We start from the raw sequence: 16,927 nt of genomic DNA, 5'->3' as shown, positions 1-16,927 counted from the left end.
CGGCGGCCGCCGCGGTGAGGGTCAGGCCGGCGGGCCGGCGATGATCAGGGCGGACACCGCGAGCCAGCCGATGTGCCAGGCCTGGTCCAGCTCGAAGAGGCCGGTGCCGGGGCCGCTCGTCGCCGCGCCGGACGGACGGACCACGCCGACGTGGTCGAGGTAGCCGCCACGGCCCAGCAACCGGCCCAGACGGATCAGCGGGGTCCGCAGGTCGGCGATGAAGTGGGTGACGCCGTTGAGGACGATGCCGGCCACCAGCCAGCCCGGCTCCAGCGGCAGGCGCAGCCACCAGGCGGCGCCGAGCAGGAAGATCGTGGTGGTCGCGGTCCACGACATGACGTGTTTCGCACAGTGCCACAGAGCCACCGACCGCACGCAGCCGGCGTTGTCGAGACCCTTGCCGTAGGCCTGGCCACTGGTCTGCACCCAATGATCACCGATGTAGTGCCCGGCGAGCATCACCGCGAACGCCACCGCCGTGGTGACCGCCCTGACCAGATCTTCGTACTCCATGCCGCGATCCGCCTTCGCCGAGAGTGCCGTCTCATTTCCCACTCCAGCACTACGACGCGGCTGGAACCCGCAAACGTGTCCGCGCACACTGCGTCACGTCCGTCACCCCTCAGACCTTAAGACCTTCAAACCCCCCGAATCCGGCACCCACGACGAAGATGCGGGTCAGGTCAGGTCCCAGCCGCGGACCCGGTGGACGCGGGCCGTCTTCGGATAGGCGGTGCTCGCCGACCGGCCGCCGGTCTCGAAGATGTCGATCATCAGGACCAGCGGGTAGTCCGGCGCCTGACGGAATCGTCCGGCGATCCGGCCCTCGCAGCCGATCACCGTGCCGGCCGGACCCCAGATCGCGGTCCACGTGTGCGGGCGGGACGCATCGAGTGGCACGGACACCTCGGTCATGTCGGTGTGCAACCGGTCGTCGTGGTGCGCCTTGACTCCGATCCGGGCCGTCGTCGCCGCGCCGACCGCCTCGGCGTCGATCTCGAAGACGCAGATCTCTCCGCTGTCCCGCGGGCCGGGATGTTCGCTGCCGACCAGCCAGACGGCCAGCATCGCGCCCGGGTCGGTGCTGGCGCTCACCGTCACGTCGACCCGACCGGCCGACGGCGTCCAGAGCAGGCGGGTCGTCCCCGGCGTACGGACGGTCAGCCCGTCCGGCCGGTGCCGGTGGGTGCCCCGGCCCTCACCGGCGGCCCCGGCGAAGTTCCCGGTCTGCACGTTCGACACGCGCAGCGGTGCGTCCTCGGGCCGCCAGTCCGGCTGGTCGTCGTCGATCCGCAGGCGCAGTCCGTCGCCGTCCAGGTCATACCGTGCCCTCGACCGCTCCGGGGTGCTCCAGTGCGGCAGGTAGTGATCGATCCAGAGGTCGTCCCGCAGGGCCGGGCCGGTGAAGTCGTCGGCGAGATCGGGCGCGCGGGACGGCGGCGCGGGCAGCGCTTCGAAGGTCACGCCACATCCCATCACATCCCGTCTGATGACTTCCCGTAATCGTTGCCCGGATCGCTATGACGGTGCGTGACTCTCACTATGCGGACGACTGCGTCACATCCGCGCGGGGGCCACGGCAGTGGGCGGTAAGGGGCAGGTAGCCTCCCGGTCATGCGAGGAAAGACCACCGTGGCCGTCGTCACCAGCACCCTTCTGGCGATCTCCGGCTGCGCCACCAGCGGACAGTCCGTCGCCCCAGCCGCCACCGCGGCCCCGGCGGTGAGCATCAGCGGCCTCGACGAAGCCACCGCGGCCGTCTGTGGCATCGCCAACCAGGCCACTCTCGGTGAGGGTGGATACGACTTCGACGTCGCCACCGCCAACCAGATCGTTACTCTCGGTAAGTCGTCGAAGAGCACGGTGATCACCGCCGCCGCCAACATCCTCTCCGTCTCGACCCTGCAAGCGCAGGCGTCCGCCGGGGAGCCGGAGGAGGCCGCCCACCTCGCCGAGCTGCGGACCGCGATGCTGAAATTCCAGACCATCTGCCAGGACGTGGACGCGCTGGTCGTCAGCATCGAGGAGAGCGAGCACGCCGTCGACGACGAGTCGGTCAAGTCGACCCGCTGACCGCTGTCGGAGAAACCCCGGACCGTCACGTGTCCGGGGTTTTCCGCATTCTGGGCCGGGAGGTCCAGTGGTGCGAGTCACGAGCGAGGCGGCGGTGGCCGGCTCCGAGTGCCGGGCCGCTGATCGAAGACCAGCCGGGAAGCTGATCGGCAGCGCGGTCCGGATGGCGTGCGAACCCGCTTCGACCAGGGCTTTTCCGCGTCGCCTAGGCCGTTGCGCGGCCGGCGCCACGCGGTCTCCGGTCCCGGTCGTTCATGAGGTCCGGGTCCATCGGGGACGGTCCCGGTCCGGGGTCGGCGGTCGTCGATGCGATTCGCCTGGCGTACGGCGGGTCGATCGGGCCCGCGACGTGCTGATACGGTTCCGGGCGCTCACCCGGAAGGAGTCGTTTGTTCGATGAGGATGATCGGCTGTCCGGACCATGTGGGCGAAACCGGTGTGGCGGTAGGGTCACCGTCCACACGTCACCTGGCCTTGGGGGAGTGCCTTGCAGGTGAACGATCCGGCTCGGGACGCGTTGGAGCAGGTGGAGAGCGCCGCCCACCTGTACGCGGCGGGCGAGGACGAGATAGCGGCGTTCCGGGAGATCCTGGCCCGGCAGCACCCGAACGACCGGGGCACCTATGCGTGCGCCGCTCTGGACCGGGTGATCACCGACATCGCCTTCGACCACCGGACCGAGTGCGACGGCGGAGCGGACTGCCGGACCTGCGCGGGCATGCGTGACGCGCTGACGATCGCGGTGGCCAGCGTCCGGTCGATGATCGCCGACGAGATGACCTGGCGTCACCGGCGGAACCGCCGCTGGTTCTGGAACCGTTGACCCGCGCGGTCAGTGCAGGCGGAAATCGGCGAAGTCGAAGCCCGGGGAGACCACGCAGCTGACCAGGACGGGGTCGGTGCCGGCCGGCTCGGCGGACTGCCAGACACCCGGCGGGATCAGGATCTGCGGCTCCTGCCCGGCGGCGATGTCCGGCCCGAGCAGCACCTCGTCACCGTCGGCGGGCACCTCGCCGGCACCGCCGCGGCGCAGCAGCAGCGGGCCACCCGAATGCCAGAACCACAGCTCGGCCGAACGCACCACGTGCCAGGCGGATCGCTCGCCCGGGTGCAGCAGGAAGTAGATCGCGGTGGCGGAGTGCCGCGGCCCGTCGTAGCCGTCCGGCTCGAACATGACGGGGGAGCGCCAGGTCTCCCTGTACCACCCGCCCTCGGGGTGGGGCTCCAGGCCGAGACGCTCCACGAGATCAGAAGCCATAAGCTGGATCCTATGCCGCTGCGCCGGTCTGACCGGAAATCCACCCTGACTGTGGACACAAAAAGCTGCCCGGCGGACCGGATCCGGGTCGGGGCGGCGAAACTGCGGATGTACCCGTCGTCGGGTCTGGGTGCGTTCACCGCCCCCAGGAGGGCGGTGACGGCGCCCGCAACCGCCTCCGGGTGCCGACCGGACACCTCCCACAGAGAAGTCGTTCGCACACCCGGCCATCCTCCTCACCCCGACCAGCGACAAACCGCGACCGGACCGCGGGTTTCACGCCCGACGCGCGATCAACCCCGGTGGTGAAGACTCAGAGGCGGTAGGGAACGCGGAACAGGCTCTCGGGGTCGGTCGCCGCCTGGAGGCGGCGCAGACGGTCGAGGTGGGCGCCGTGATAGCGGGCCGGATCGATCGGCCCCGGCTCCAGGTAGTTGACGTAACGCCCGGCCGACCACGGTGCCATCGCCCGATGCCCGGATTCGATCCACGTGTACCCGTCGGCCACCGACGCCGGCTCGGCGGCCGGAAGATCCACCAGCCATTGCAGCATGCTGTGCGAGCCGTGCCACGGGAACGCCGACTCCTCCGCCGCGACCCGCGCCGGCGCACCGGTCATCCGCTTCAGCTTCGCCAGGCCCGGCCGTCGCCCGGCGGCCCGCGCCCGCACCACCGCGAGCAGCGCCTCCACCCCGGCCGGCGGCAGCGCCGCACCGAAGATCTCACTGCCGATCACATGCGTGCCGCGCGCCGCCCCGGCCGCCCGCTCCTGAAGGAGCCGCACATGCGGCTCGCGCTCGACCACGGCGGTGGCGGGTTCCCGTCCGATCGCCCGGGCCAGGGCGGTCACCTCACCGTCCGCGTCGCCATCGAGGACATAACCCGCGATGCGTACGGACAACGCGCCCCCACCGTCCGCGGCGAACTGGCAGGTCGACCACGCACTGTCCGGAGCCACCCCGATCCGGGACTGCCATCCGGCAGCGACCGCCGCGGCGTCCGCCCACGGGTAGGTCAGCTGGTACGACCCGGTGATCCCGGCCGGGTGGGTGCGCATCCGCCACGAGGTGATCACCCCGAACCGGCCCCCGCCGCCACCCCGCAGACCCCAGAACAGGTCCGGTTCCCGTTCGGAGTCGACGGTCCGGTGTCGGCCGTCGGCGGTCACCACGTCCACGGCCACGACGCCGTCACAGGTCAGGCCATAGGCGGAGGCGGCCGCCCCGATGCCGCCACCGGAGGTGAGACCACTGATGCCGACACCCCCGCAGGTGCCCGCCGGAACCGACACCCCGTGTGCGCCGAGCCCGGTGTAGACATCGGCGAGGGTGGTGCCCCCGCCGATGGTCGCGGTTCCGGTGGCCGCGTCGTAGCCGACCGTCCGCAGCGGCCGGACGTCCAGGACGAGCCCGCTCGCCGTGGTGGACGCCCCGACATAGGAGTGCCCGCCGCCCCGGGGCACGACCGGCAGCCCGGCCCGGACCGCGAACCGGATCGCCTCGGCGACGTCGTCCGGCCCGGCACAGCGCACGATGGCCGGCGGCAGGATCGTGTCGAACCGTGGCGAGAACAGCAGCCGCGCCTGGTCGTAGGAGTCGGTCCCGGGCAGGTCGAGGCTGCCTTCGAGCCCGGCGGCGAGGGCCTGCCAGTCCGCCGTGGTGGGTCCGGGAGTCCGGCTCGTGGTGACCGGATGCGGACCGCCCGGAGCGGGTGGGCTCGGCGCCGCGGGTCCCGGGCCGCTCCCATCGGGCCGGGGCGCGATCGCACCGAGAAGGCCGGCGCTGAACAGGGCACGACGGGACAGCGGCATACAAACATCCTGACATATGCCATTCTGTCCGTTTATTGGTTTACTGATCTGCGGCGCCGGCCCGCGCTCCCCTCCTGCCGGTTGTGGTCAACGGACGGCGGGCTGGACCGTCAGGGTTCCGGCGGTGGCGTCCAGGAGGGCCGGGGTGCCCAGAGGCACCGCGATCTGGGCGCGGCCGTGGCCGATCGGGAGGCCGCTCAGGACGGGGACGCCCAGGTCGTTCAGGTGCTCGGCCAGGACCTCGCCGGCGCCGGGGCAGGCGGTGAACGAGCCGACGGCCACACCGGACAGGCCGTCGAACCAGCCGGAGCGTTTCAGCTGGACGATCATCCGGTCGACCCGGTAGGCGGCCTCGTTGACCTCCTCCAGCAGCAGGATCGCACCGGTCGTGCCGGGCTGGTGCGGGGTGCCGGCGGACGCGGCCAGGAGGGTCAGGTTGCCGCCGAGCAGGGTTCCACGAGCCTGCCCGGGCACGGTGACGGCGGGTGCGGTGACGGCGGACTCGGCGTGGATCGTCGCCGGCTCCGTGGTCATCAGAGCCTGCCGGGCGGCCGCCGTGGTCCGCGGGTCGTTCAGCAGGGTGCTGCCGGTGGGGCCGTGCAGGGTGGCCAGGCGGGCCTCCTGCCACAGCGCCAGGTGCAGGGCGGTGATGTCGGAGAAGCCGATCACCAGCTTGGGGTCGGCACGGACGGCGGCGTAGTCCAGGTCGTCGGCGATCCGCTGGGTTCCGTAGCCGCCCCGCAGGCAGAGGACGGCCCGGACCTCCGGGTTCCGGAGGGCTTCGTTCATGTCGGAGCGGCGCTCGTCGTCCGTACCCGAAAGGAAAGACCGCCTGCCGAGAGCGTGCCGGCCGCGGTGTGTGCGCAGCCCCCAGGTCGTCAGGATCGCCGCGGCGGCGTCGGCCTGCGGCTCGGTGACCGGGCCCGCCGGGGCGACCAGGGCCACCAGATCGCCGCGCTCCAGACGCCGGGGGCGGATCATCCTCGACGGTGGACGCGGCGGGTGGAGCCGGCGGTCAGGCGCGGCGGTCGGCGGCCGCGTAGGAGACAGCGGCCGTGACGGCGGAGACCGCGATCACCGACGGCCAGGAGCCGATGCGCCGGGCCAGCGGGTGGGAGAGGGCGAACGCACCGAGATAGGTCGCGACCAGGGCGCCGGTGGTCACCGGACCGGTGCGGCGGGCCCACTCACGCCCGGCGAGGATGCCGCCCGCGGCCAGGACGGCGCCGCCGAGCGGGCGGATGCCGGTGCGGCGGGCGACCTGCCAGCCGCCGATCAGGGAGCCGGCGGTGATCACCGCGGTCGGTACGCGCATGCCCCCGACCGTACACCGCACGGGGCAGCACGCCGCCTACGGATCAGTCATGATCGCCGCCATGAATCAGTGGCGGTCAGTGCTGGCCGGTACCGGCGGAGCGATGGTCGTTTCCGTCACGGCCGCACCCTTCTACGCCCACAGTCTCCTTCCCGCCTACCACGACGTGATGATCTCCCCGTTCGGAGACCTCTACGAGCTGGCCCCGATCGTGGCCGTCGTCGGTGCCCTGTTGCTGCTGCGCTGGTGGCCGTACCTGCTGCTGGCCGCCGGCCTGTGCGGCGGCCTGATCGTCATCCAGGAGGTGGCCGCCGGACAGGAGACCTCCCTGTACCCGTCGGCGATGATGCTGCTGCTCCACGAAGTCCCCTACCCGCTGGCGCTGATCGGCACGCTCGGCTGCGCCCAGAGCCTGCGCGAGCGGGGCGCCCCGGTGGCGGGACTGGTCGGTGGGGTGGCGGCGTTCGCGGGTGCGCTGGCCGGAGCGGTCTTCATCCTCCAGGGCCCGTCCATCACCGGCTGGATGGTCGGGCTGGTCGTCGTCGGCACGGTCGCGCTGCTCCCGGCGTTGTGGACACTGGGCCGCGGAGACACCGCGGCCGCACCGGCGCCCGGGTGGGACGGCGCCCGGCATGTCGTCGCCGCCGGGCTCGTGACGGCACTCAGCATCCCGGTCAGCGTGTACGGCAGCCAACTGTTCGGGCTCATCGCACCCGGCGACAACCCCGACCGGGGCTATCTCGTCGTCGGCACGTTCACCCTGGTCTGTGTCGTGCTCCTGGCCACGCTCAGCGGCGGGTGGGCGCTGGCCGGGACCCTGACCGGTGCCGCGATCCTGGTCGCGGTGGCGATGTCGCTGTTCGTGTCGATCGGCAGCCTGCAGGACAGCGGGCCGCTCGTGTGGCTGACGGCCGCGGGCGGGCTGGCGCTCGGAGTGGCGGTCGCGGCCACCCGCTGGAGGGTGGCCGGTGCCGTGGTGCTGAGCGTCGCGGCCGCCGTCACGCTGGTGCTGACCCGCGGCATCGTCCGGATCCAGGTCCTGACGGAGACCACGCCGGACGTCCGGGCGTACCCCCTGCTGGTCCTGGGTGTCGCCGCGGTAGTGGCGGTGTTCGGCGCGATCACGCCCGCCCTGGCCCCGTCCGGCGCGGTTCCGGCGGTACTCGGGCCGCTCGCCGGTGTCCTCGCCGTCGCCGGGCTGCGGATCCTCAGGGGCCTGCCACTGTCCTCGGCCGGCAACGGCGACGGCCACTTCGTCGCGTCGGCGGTGCTCGCCCTGGTCGCGGCGGCAGGCGTCGCGGCGATCGGGCTGGCCGGGCACCTGATCAGGAAGCGCACGGTTACGGTGAGCCCGTGACGGTACGAGTGATGGTCGTCGACGACCACCCGATGTGGCGTGACGGGGTGGCCCGCGACCTGACCGAGGCCGGATACCAGGTCACCGCGGCCGTCAGCGAGGGCGCGCAGGCCGTGCGGGTGGCCCCGGCCGCTGCCCCCGACGTCGTCGTCCTCGACCTGCAACTGCCGGACCTGTCCGGTGTCGACGTGATCCGCGGGCTGCTCGCGGCACTGCCGGGCGTCCGCATCCTGATGCTCTCGGCCAGCGGCGAACAGCAGGACGTCCTCGACGCGGTGAAGGCCGGCGCCAACGGCTACCTGATCAAGTCGGCGGGACGTGACGAGTTCCTCGACGCGGTCCGGCGCACCGCCGAGGGCGACGCCGTGTTCACTCCCGGGCTGGCCGGGCTGGTGCTGGGCGAGTACCGGCGGCTGGCCGCGACCCCCGCCGCCGACACCGACCGGCCGCAGCTGACCGACCGCGAGACCGAGGTGCTGCGGCTGGTCGCGAAGGGACTCAGCTACCGGCAGGTCGCCGACCGGCTGGTGGTCTCGCACCGCACGGTCCAGAACCACGTACAGAACACGCTGGGCAAACTCCAGCTCCACAATCGCGTCGAACTGGTCCGCTACGCCATCGAGCACGGGCTGGACATCTGAGGTCTACCCTCATCAGCGTGATCCGCGTCGACCGTCTCAGGGTCCCCGCCCCTCCGGAGTTGATACGGGAATGGGCCGTGGAGCGAGAACGGGCGAGGAACCACTTCGCTGTCCCGGAGGAATTGCGTCGGCAATCCCGCTTCGAATTCAGCGCTTACCGGGCGCCGGCGGTCCGCGAGGCTCTGTTCCGGTTGTTCCACGGTAAGTGCGCGTTCTGTGAGAGCCCGGCCGACGACATCATGCACTTCCGCCCCGAGGGCGGTGTGGTGCACTCCGACGGCACGTTCCTTCCCGACCACTACTGGTGGCTCTCCGGGGAGTGGGACAACCTCTATCCGTCCTGCGCGTTCTGCAACCGCCACCTTGCCAGTGGCAGGGGAGGCAGGTTCCCGCTGGAGACGGAGAGTTCCCGGGCTCCCGTCGAGGCATCCGCGGAGCAACTCGCCGAGGAACTGCCACTGCTCCTGGACCCGTGCCGGGACCGGCCGGAAGATCATTTGTTGTTCGAGGTCACCGGCGAAGTCGCAGGTCTCACCCTCCGGGGCCAGACGACGATCACCCTGGCCGGTCTCAATCGTCCCGAGCTCGTCGAGAAACGCCGGCGACTCGCCGCCGGGCTGACCCGTCTCCTCCACGCGGTGTGGGACAACCTCGAGGGGCCGGCTGCCGACGATGTGGCCGGCCCCTTGCGGGAGCTGTTGAGGGCAGTCCGTGAGGAGCAGCCGTATGTCGCGCTCGCCCGGCAGATCGTCGGCGAATTCCATGACATCCTGCCGCCGCACTTGCGTGCGCTGTTCGACGGGACGGGGACGCCGCCGCTTCCCGACCGGGAGACTCCTCCGGTGCCGCATGACGAGTTCCTCGCTGATCAGGAGGATTTCAGTCTGGCCCGGCCGGGCGACGCCGAGACCTACCGCGCCTTCCGGCGGTACGTCGAGCACGTGTCGATCCGCAACGTGAAGGCGATCAGGGAACTCGACCTCGATCTGACCCGCTCGGCGGCTAGGACGGCGCCGTGGACGGTCCTCCTGGGCGAGAACGCCGCCGGCAAGAGCACCGTCCTGCAAGCGATCACCCTCGCCCTGATCGGCCGGGACGGAGTGGAGCGCCTCGGCCTCGACGCCCGGGTCTTCATCCGCCGGTCGCAGGGAGTGAGCAGCGGGTCGGTGAGTGTCCGGCTGAGTGGTTCCACCCGGGAACGGACGCTCCGATTCACCCATCACGGCTTCGAGTACGAGAACGCCGAGGAGCCGCAGACCCTGGTGCTGGCATATGGGGAGACACGGCTGCTTCCGGCGCCGGATCTGCCGAGTGCCGCCGGTCAGGAGTGGGGCCGGGTCGAGGGCCTGTTCCGGCCCGCCCGGGCTCTCATCGATGCCGAGCAGTGGCTGATCGACGCGGAACCGCCGACCTTCGACTACGTGGCGGGTGCGATCCGCGATCTGCTCGGCCTGCCTGCCGGGCAGTGGCTCCACCGGAACAGGACCAGCGTCTGGGTGACCGAGAAAGGCCGGCGGATCCCCCTCGGCGAGCTGAGCACCGGATGGCAGTCGGTTCTCGCCACCGTCATCGACATCCTCGAGATGGTGACCCGGCTGTGGCCGAAACCCGATCTCGCGGAAGGCATCGTCCTCCTCGACGAACTCGGTGCGCACCTGCACCCCCGGTGGCGGCTCCGGCTGGTGACCGGGCTCCGGGAGATGCTGCCGGGGATGCAGTTCATCGCCTCGACCCATGAGCCGCTCTGCCTCCGCGGGGTCAAGGAGCACGAGACGGTGCTGATGCGGCGGGACGCGCAGGGTCTGGCGTTCGCCACCACCGATCTGCCCGCTCCGACGGACATGCGTGTCGACCAGTTGCTCACGTCGCGTTTCTTCGGTCTCGGATCCACGCTCGATCCTGACCTCGACGCCAAGTTCGATGAGTACTACGAGCTGCTGGCGATCCCGGAGACCAGCCTGACGCCGGAGCAACAGGACACGAGGGAACGGCTGGCGTTCGAACTCCAGACACAGGGCGTCCTCGGGCACAGCCGCCGTGACCAGCTCGTCTACGAGGCCATCGATTCCTTCCTGGCCGGCGAACGCGCGACGGGGAGGGAGGATCCGGAACTGAAGGAGTCGACCCTGCGGCGGGCACGGCAGCTGTGGACGCTGGCCCGGCAGGACGAGGACGTGCGGGAGTGATCCGGGTGGACCGGGCGAGGGTGCCGGCCCCGGCGATCCTCACCGACGCTGGGGGCAAGGGCGTACGGGAGGCCACACGCGCCCGGAAATCCCTGGAGAGGTGGGTCGCCGACGGCAAGAAGCCGGAGGCGTGGACGTTCACGTTCGCCGTCTACCGCGAGCGGGAGATCAAGGATGCGCTGACCGCGCTGTTCCATGGCAAGTGCGCCTACTGCGAGACCCGGTATGCCGCGACCCAGCCGATGGACGTCGAGCACTGGCGACCGAAAGCCCAGGTGCAGGACGCTGCCGGCCCTCCCGTCCGGCCGGCCTACCACTGGCTCGCGGCGTCCTGGAGCAACCTGCTGCCCAGCTGCATCGACTGCAACCGGCGCCGCACCCACGTCGACGTGGGTGCCGGCCGTATCCACGCGATCGGCAAGCAGGACCAGTTCCCCCTGGATCCCGGTTCGGCCCGCGCCACCTCTGCCGCCGGTATCGTGTCGGAGGTTCCTCTCCTGCTCGATCCGTGCGCCGACGATCCGGAGACCTTCCTCGACTGCACCGAGGACGGCCTGATCACCGCCCTGGCCACGGACGGTCTCGTGCGGCGGCGGGCCGAGGCGTCGATCCAGGTCTACGCCCTGAACCGGAACGGACTGGTCTTCGAAAGGAAGGAACTCCTGCGCCGGATCCGGCTGCGGATCGCTCGGGTCGCGCAGATCCTGCAGCTTCTCGACGGCCTGCCGCCGACGGATCGTACGGCGCTCGTCCTGGACGAGATCCTCGCCGAGGACATGCGGGAACTCGCCCGGATGCGCCGGAACGACCAGCCGTACTCACTGCTCGCCCGCCGCCTGATCGACCGGTGGATGGACCAGGTGACCACCCACGGGGCGGCGCCGGGCGCCCTCGATCCGCACGCGGCGCCCGGTCGCGCCCAGTAGGTACTCATACCGGATTGAGTACGGGTACTCATGCTCCGGCCTCCACATTCGGCGATCTTCTTCTCATGTCTGAGGAACGCCGTCGTGATCCGGTCTATCGTGCCGTCACCCGGGCCGTGGCCTATCTGCTGTCGCCGGTCGCCTGTCTGGTCGCTCCCGGCCGGGCCCGTCGGACCGCCTGCCGGTGGGCGCTGTCGCTGCGGTTTCCGGCCGAGGACCTGGACGGGTTGCAACCGGCGGCGCGGGAGGCGTTCGAGGCGGCGCGGACCCGGGCGCTGTGGCGGCACGGTGAGCTGATCGGCCTCACCTCCGGGTACCGCACGGCGGCGCGGCAGGCGTCGCTCTACGCCGAGGAGGTACGGCGCAGCGGGTCGGTGGCGGCGGCGCGGCGGTGGGTGCTGCCTCCGGGCGAGTCGCGGCACGTCGCCGGGACGGCCATGGACGTACGCCCCACCGAAGGCGCCCTCTGGCTGGAACGGCACGGCTGGCGTCACGGGCTCTACCGGATGTACGACAACGAGTGGTGGCATTTCGAGCACTGTCCGGACGGCCCGCCGGCCCGGCTGCCGCATCCGGGGGCGGGTAGCGCGATCGACGCCGATCGGTCAAGATCGCGTCCATGAGCGATCGGTGGCGGGCGGTTCTCGCGGGCGCCGGCGCGGCCCTGATCATCGCGGTGGCCACCTCCCGGGGGCTCGAGGGGTTCGGGCTGATGCCGATCACCGTCTCCCCGTCCCGCGGCGGCTATCGCGGGCTGGGCTGGCTGGTGGCGGTGACCCCGGTGGTGGCCGGCTTCGCCGCCCTGGTGCTGGTCCGCTGGTGGCCGTACCTGGTGACGGCCGGTGGGCTGACCGGGTCGCTCGCCGTCCTGCGGTGGCTGGGTGTCGCCGACCTCGGCACCGTCGCTCACATCGTCGGCGCCGCCGGATATCCGCTGGCCGTGGTCGGGTTGCTCGGCTGCGCGCAGAGCCTGATCCACGGCCGCCGCCCGGGCACCGGTTCGGTGGTGGCGGGGCTGTCGGCCGGTGCGCTGGTGTTCGCCTCGGCGCTGCTGGGCAGCTTCTGGATCTTCGGCACCGAGCGTCTGCGGTACTGGCACATCGGCCTGCTCGTCGCCGGTCTCGCCGCTGTCGTACCGGCGCTGCTGCGCTGGTGGCGGGGTGACGCCGCCGCGGCCGGTCCGCTGCCCGGACCGTGGTGGCGGTGGTCCCGGCTGCGGCTGGTGCTCGCGGCCGGTGCCGCGACGGCGGTGCCGCTGCCGCTGTCCCGGCTCAGCACCGAGCAGATCGCCGACCTGTTCGGGGTGGGTACGTCTGCACTCCAGCGGCACGGGTTCGCCGAGGTCGCGATGGTCGGGGCGATCACGCTTGCCCTGGTGGCAGTGCTTGCGGCGGTGGCCGGGCTGTGGAGTCTGGCCGGTGCGTCGACCGCCGCGACCCTGCTGGTGGCGATCTCCGGGCCGGTGCTGCTGGGGATCGCCGCGACCCGTCCCGACGGGCCGGCCGGCTGGCTGGCGGCGCTGGCCGGGGTGGCGATCGGGGCGGCGGTGGTGGCCACCCGGTGGCGGGTCGTGGGTGCGGTGGTGCTGACCGTGGGGGCGGCCACGACGGTGTTCATCGCCTGGTCGGCGACGACCGGTGATCCGGAGAAGCTGGCCGAGCAGCATCATCTGGTGCCGGGGCTGGTGCTGCTGGTCACGATGAGTGCGGCGGGCACGGCTGGCATCGGGGCGATCGCACCGGCCCTGACCCGGACGGGTGCGGTGCCCGCGGTGCTGGGGCCGTTCACGATGGTGCTGTTCACGGCCGGGATGCAGACCGTGCAGGTGACCTATGTGAACGCTGACGGGCTGCCCGAGTCGTCGTATCTCAATCCGGTCGGTCACATCGACTCGTCGGGGTTCCTGCTGCTGGTGGCGGGGGCCGGGGTCGCCGGGATCGGGGTGGCGCAGTATCTGACCGAGCGCTGGGAGGAACGCAAGCGGGCGGAGCAGATCCGGCGGGAGGCGGCCGCGGCCGAACGGGAGCGGCTGGCCCGGCCCATCCACGACGGGGTGCTGCAGGTGCTGGCCATGGTGCAGCGCGGGGAGAGCGGCAGCGAGCTCGCGGCACTGGCCGGAGAGCAGGAGGCGGCGTTGCGCAACCTCTTGCGTGGAGGGGGTTCGCCTGGCCGTACCGATGAGGAGGATCTGAACCTCGCGCTCGCCCTGCCGGGAGTGGAGTTGTCGGCGCCGGCCACGCCGGTGTTGTTGCCGGCCGGGCCGGCCGGGGAGCTGATCGCGGCCGTCCACGCCGCCCTCGACAACGTCCGCCGGCATGCCGGCGACGGCGCCCGGGTGTGGATCCTGCTGGAGGACGAGGGCGACGGGGTACGCGTGACCGTCCGTGACGACGGCACCGGGATCGCCCCCGGGCGGCTGGAGGAGGCCGCCCGCACCGGGCGTCTCGGCGTCGTCCAGTCGATGCGCGGCCGGATCACCGATCTGGGTGGCACCACCGGCATCCACAGTTCACCCGGTCAGGGCACCGAGGTCGAGTTCTGGGTGCCGCGCCGTTAGCCGAGCTTGAGCACCACGAACTCGTCGGCGCCCTCGCGGATCACCTCGAGCTCGTCGAAGCCGCAGCGTTTCAGTGCCCGGATCGACGCGACGTTGTGGACGGCGGCCTCGGCGTAGAGCGGGCGGGTCTCCTCCTGTCCGGCGCCGACGAACGCGGTCAGCGCCCGTGTGCCGACGCCGCGGCCCCAGAACTCGCGGCCCAGCCAGAAGCCGATGAGCCGTCGCCCGTCCTGCCACCAGGCCACGATGTTGCCGGCCACGTCGCCGTCGACGGTGATTGCCCGCACCCGTGACGTCTGGTCGGGGAGCACCCGCTTCTCCCAGTGGTCGAAGAACGCCTGCCGCTCCCGGCCGGGGAAATTCGCCCGCTGCTGGGCCTCGGGGTCGCCCTGCTGCACGAAGAAGACCTCGATGTCGCCGGCCTCGATCGGGCGAAGCCGCACCGCTCCACTGTCCACTCGTCGACTCTACGCTCCGCGCCGCAAGGAAAGTACTTGCCTATCGGGAAAGTGACCCTGTACTTTCCTGGTAGGCAAGTACATTCCGAAGGGGGAAGTGATGGACATTCCACCGGTCGACGCCGAGCTCGCCCTGGCCGAGGTGCGCGCCCGCCGTGAGCAGGTCGTCGACACCAACCTGGTGCCCCGCTGGTTCTGGCCGGCCATCGGCGGCCTGATGTTGCTGTTCATCGGCGCGGTGGAGAGCGGCATCGGCTGGGTGATCGCCGTCGGTACGATCGGCTACGTGCTCGGGTTGGGTGCCGTGATCGTCGCCGTTGTGCGCAGGACGCGGGTCCAGGTGCGGTTCGGCCTGCTGGGCGGCCGCGGTGTCGGTGCCATCCTCGGGTTCGCGGCCGGTCTGACGGCGCTCGGTGTCGCCCTCGGGTTCCTGCTGGAGGCGTTGTCGGCCCCGTTCCCGGCGTTGCTGGCCGCGGTCCCGGTCGCCGCCGGTCTCGCCGTCGGTGGCCCGCTGCTGATGTCCTACCTGCGCAGGCTCATGCTGTCGCGTCCGCTGGCGGGCTCGCGGTGACGCCCCGTTTCGACGAGCTGATCCACGCGCCGACCCGCCTGTCCCTGGTGAGCCTGCTGGCCGCGACCGACTGGGCCGACTTCCGGTTCGTCCGTGACAGCCTGGGCCTGTCCGACTCGGCCCTGTCCAAGCAGCTCACCACGCTGGAGGAGGCCGGCTATGTGGAGATCCGCAAGGCGTTCGTCGGCAAGCGCCCGCGCACGTCGGTGCGGCTGAGCGCCACCGGTCACGACGCGTTCGCCGGGCACGTGGCCGCCCTGCAGGAGATCGTCGCCCGGTCCGGGCTCGCCGTCCTGCCCGACCAGGTCAGCTGAGCGGCAGGTCGACCCGGCGGCCGAGGCCCCACTCCGCGGCCTCGTCGTCGGTGACCATCGCGAACGCCCCGTCCGGCACGTCGTCCAGCGAGACGGCCCGGGACGCGGCGGCCAGCAGGTCCGCCTCGCCCGCCCCGGCCAGCAGGAAGACGTAGACGTCGCCGAACTCCTCGCCGTCGTCCGGGACCTCGACCGTCCCGTCCTCCTCCAGTTCGGCGAGGAAGTCCTCGATCCGGTCGATCCAGGGGTACGGGTAGGCGCCCCGTCCGAGCCCCGCGACCGGTGTCAGCGGGACATGGATCTCGACGACGACTTCAGCCATGCCCCCATGCTGGGGCACCCCGCCGCCGCCCGCAGCCGCTTGCCGGCTTCGGGCGGCGGCGCCGCGCACGATCAGTCGGTGACCGCGGGCAGTGACTGTGCGGCCTTCAGTGCGGCCGCCGCGGCCGTGTACGGGTTGTAGGTGTACGTCCGCGACAGCGTCCCGGTGGCGCTGAAGTAGGAGGCGGCGAGCTTGGCCGGGTCGGTGGCGATCTCACCCCGGCCGGGTACGTCGTTGCCGTCGTCCCAGCCCCACGGCGCGTTGGCCGAGTTGGTGCCGCAGGAGAAGGTGCCGGTGCCGCACCCGCCCGAGGTGTCGCCGGCGAAGGTGCCGAGCGAGGCGAAGAGGCTGCCGGTGTTGCGCTGCGCCCACAGCCCGCCACCGGCGAAGATGTCGATCAGCTGGTAACGCACGTCCCGGTCGTTGGCGCCGCTCGGTGACTCGGAGACGCTCAGCGACGGGTAGTAGACGACGCCGTCGCCGTCGATGTCGTACTGCGGCCACGCCTTGAGCCCGTGCCCGCCGCGCTCCTGGGCGGTGACCGGGTGCTGGAAGGCGTCGTGCGGCGACGACTGGAGCTGCAGCGTCCCGTCGATGGTCTCGGCGCCGTTGGCCCAGCCGCTGGCCGACGGCTTGTACGAGTAGAAGTCGCTGTGCGCCACCGTGACCGCGGCCTTGAGACTGCCGTACTCCGAACCGTCCTTCTCGACGATCTCCAGCACGCCCTCGCCGTCGTTCTCGTGCTCGGTCTCGAAGAACGGGTGGTCGATCCAGTCGCGCGGATGGAAGAACAGGTAGGTCAGGTAGTAGTGGGTGCCGGTCTCCAGGACGGAGTAGTAGACGGCGGCGTCGGTGTTCGTCCCGGCGTTGTCCCAGTTGTCCCGGCCGTTCAGGTTCCCGTCGAAGTCGTACCGCGTGATGTAGTCACTCTTTCCGGCGAGCGCGTGCGAGCCGGTCGTGTCGACGTCCTGGTAGTGGATCGGGGCCCAGCGCAGGGCGATCTCGGCCCGGCTGGGCGCGGCCTGCGCGGGGGTGGCCAGAGCCGCCGCGAGCAGGGCGCCGGCCGCCATGGAGCGGATGATTCGCACACGTCCTCCTTGTATCGGTGAACGTGAATATAAAAGACTCCTCACATAAAG

The 16,927-nt window shown here is 71.5% G+C and carries 19 protein-coding genes; 10 read left to right on the top strand and 9 right to left on the bottom strand.

All coding sequences use genetic code 11. The features are described 5' to 3' along the window. Positions 1-21 precede the first annotated feature (21 nt). Both ACFO0C_RS47560 and ACFO0C_RS47555 read right to left on the bottom strand, forming a co-directional pair. Positions 22-513 (bottom strand): transcriptional regulator, encoded by a 492-nt coding sequence (locus ACFO0C_RS47560; protein ID WP_378073511.1) that lies wholly within the window; start codon positions 511-513, stop codon positions 22-24. Positions 514-678: 165 nt separating this feature from the next. Beyond that, positions 679-1,464, bottom strand: a complete 786-nt coding sequence (locus tag ACFO0C_RS47555) for a hypothetical protein (RefSeq protein WP_378073510.1) — start codon at positions 1,462-1,464, stop codon at positions 679-681. 150 nt (positions 1,465-1,614) lie between these two features. Between ACFO0C_RS47555 and ACFO0C_RS47550 the strand changes: the two genes are divergently transcribed. Continuing rightward, on the top strand, positions 1,615-2,073 hold the full coding sequence (locus ACFO0C_RS47550; protein ID WP_378073509.1) for a hypothetical protein: 459 nt from the start codon (positions 1,615-1,617) through the stop codon (positions 2,071-2,073). A 493-nt stretch (positions 2,074-2,566) separates the two neighbouring features. Next, complete coding sequence (locus ACFO0C_RS47545) at positions 2,567-2,896, top strand: hypothetical protein (protein ID WP_378073508.1); 330 nt, start codon at positions 2,567-2,569, stop codon at positions 2,894-2,896. Between the two features lie 9 nt (positions 2,897-2,905). On the opposite strand, the gene ACFO0C_RS47540 is transcribed toward ACFO0C_RS47545, so the two are convergent. From ACFO0C_RS47540 to ACFO0C_RS47525, 4 genes are all read right to left on the bottom strand, one after another. Beyond that, the gene (locus ACFO0C_RS47540; RefSeq protein WP_378073507.1) at positions 2,906-3,331 is read right to left on the bottom strand and encodes a cupin domain-containing protein; all 426 of its coding nucleotides are present in this window, start codon (positions 3,329-3,331) and stop codon (positions 2,906-2,908) included. 313 nt (positions 3,332-3,644) lie between these two features. After that, positions 3,645-5,141, bottom strand: a complete 1,497-nt coding sequence (locus ACFO0C_RS47535) for an FAD-binding protein (protein ID WP_378073506.1) — start codon at positions 5,139-5,141, stop codon at positions 3,645-3,647. 87 nt (positions 5,142-5,228) lie between these two features. Further along, entirely contained in the window at positions 5,229-6,122 is an 894-nt protein-coding gene (locus ACFO0C_RS47530) for a S66 peptidase family protein (protein WP_378073505.1), read from the bottom strand. A gap of 34 nt (positions 6,123-6,156) precedes the next feature. Beyond that, a complete protein-coding gene (locus ACFO0C_RS47525; protein WP_378073504.1) occupies positions 6,157-6,456 on the bottom strand; it encodes a hypothetical protein in 300 nt (99 codons plus the stop codon). A 61-nt stretch (positions 6,457-6,517) separates the two neighbouring features. Here ACFO0C_RS47525 and ACFO0C_RS47520 point away from each other — a divergent pair, with 61 nt between their 5' ends. From ACFO0C_RS47520 to ACFO0C_RS47495, 6 genes are all read left to right on the top strand, one after another. Then, entirely contained in the window at positions 6,518-7,813 is a 1,296-nt protein-coding gene (locus ACFO0C_RS47520; RefSeq protein ID WP_378073503.1) for a hypothetical protein, read from the top strand. A gap of 11 nt (positions 7,814-7,824) precedes the next feature. After that, a complete protein-coding gene (locus tag ACFO0C_RS47515) occupies positions 7,825-8,454 on the top strand; it encodes a response regulator (RefSeq protein WP_378073596.1) in 630 nt (209 codons plus the stop codon). A 77-nt stretch (positions 8,455-8,531) separates the two neighbouring features. Next, on the top strand, positions 8,532-10,640 hold the full coding sequence (locus ACFO0C_RS47510) for an AAA family ATPase (protein ID WP_378073502.1): 2,109 nt from the start codon (positions 8,532-8,534) through the stop codon (positions 10,638-10,640). After that, positions 10,637-11,566 carry a hypothetical protein gene (locus tag ACFO0C_RS47505; protein WP_378073501.1) on the top strand — a complete coding sequence of 310 codons (930 nt, stop codon included), beginning with the start codon at positions 10,637-10,639 and terminating at the stop codon, positions 11,564-11,566. The genes ACFO0C_RS47510 and ACFO0C_RS47505 overlap by 4 nt, the downstream gene beginning before the upstream one ends. Before the next feature lie 65 nt (positions 11,567-11,631). Further along, positions 11,632-12,189 (top strand): D-alanyl-D-alanine carboxypeptidase family protein, encoded by a 558-nt coding sequence (locus ACFO0C_RS47500; protein WP_378073500.1) that lies wholly within the window; start codon positions 11,632-11,634, stop codon positions 12,187-12,189. Then, complete coding sequence (locus ACFO0C_RS47495; RefSeq protein ID WP_378073499.1) at positions 12,186-14,123, top strand: ATP-binding protein; 1,938 nt, start codon at positions 12,186-12,188, stop codon at positions 14,121-14,123. The genes ACFO0C_RS47500 and ACFO0C_RS47495 overlap by 4 nt, the downstream gene beginning before the upstream one ends. Here ACFO0C_RS47495 and ACFO0C_RS47490 read toward each other — a convergent pair. Beyond that, on the bottom strand, positions 14,120-14,566 hold the full coding sequence (locus ACFO0C_RS47490; protein WP_378073498.1) for a GNAT family N-acetyltransferase: 447 nt from the start codon (positions 14,564-14,566) through the stop codon (positions 14,120-14,122). The two genes, ACFO0C_RS47495 and ACFO0C_RS47490, sit on opposite strands and share 4 nt — an antisense overlap. A gap of 115 nt (positions 14,567-14,681) precedes the next feature. Here ACFO0C_RS47490 and ACFO0C_RS47485 point away from each other — a divergent pair, with 115 nt between their 5' ends. Together ACFO0C_RS47485 and ACFO0C_RS47480 are read left to right on the top strand one after the other, a co-directional pair. Beyond that, a complete protein-coding gene (locus ACFO0C_RS47485; RefSeq protein ID WP_378073497.1) occupies positions 14,682-15,152 on the top strand; it encodes a hypothetical protein in 471 nt (156 codons plus the stop codon). Continuing rightward, complete coding sequence (locus ACFO0C_RS47480) at positions 15,149-15,466, top strand: winged helix-turn-helix domain-containing protein (RefSeq protein ID WP_378073496.1); 318 nt, start codon at positions 15,149-15,151, stop codon at positions 15,464-15,466. The genes ACFO0C_RS47485 and ACFO0C_RS47480 overlap by 4 nt, the downstream gene beginning before the upstream one ends. Here the strand turns inward: ACFO0C_RS47480 and ACFO0C_RS47475 are convergent. Next, complete coding sequence (locus tag ACFO0C_RS47475) at positions 15,459-15,788, bottom strand: hypothetical protein (protein ID WP_378073495.1); 330 nt, start codon at positions 15,786-15,788, stop codon at positions 15,459-15,461. The two genes, ACFO0C_RS47480 and ACFO0C_RS47475, sit on opposite strands and share 8 nt — an antisense overlap. A gap of 71 nt (positions 15,789-15,859) precedes the next feature. Beyond that, positions 15,860-16,876 (bottom strand): hypothetical protein, encoded by a 1,017-nt coding sequence (locus tag ACFO0C_RS47470; protein ID WP_378073494.1) that lies wholly within the window; start codon positions 16,874-16,876, stop codon positions 15,860-15,862. Positions 16,877-16,927 lie beyond the last annotated feature (51 nt).

Source organism: Actinoplanes subglobosus, from assembly GCF_042650585.1.
GTDB lineage: Bacteria > Actinomycetota > Actinomycetes > Mycobacteriales > Micromonosporaceae > Actinoplanes > Actinoplanes subglobosus.
Note: the sequence above shows the minus strand (reverse complement) of the source record. Positions and strands in the feature narration are given on the sequence as shown.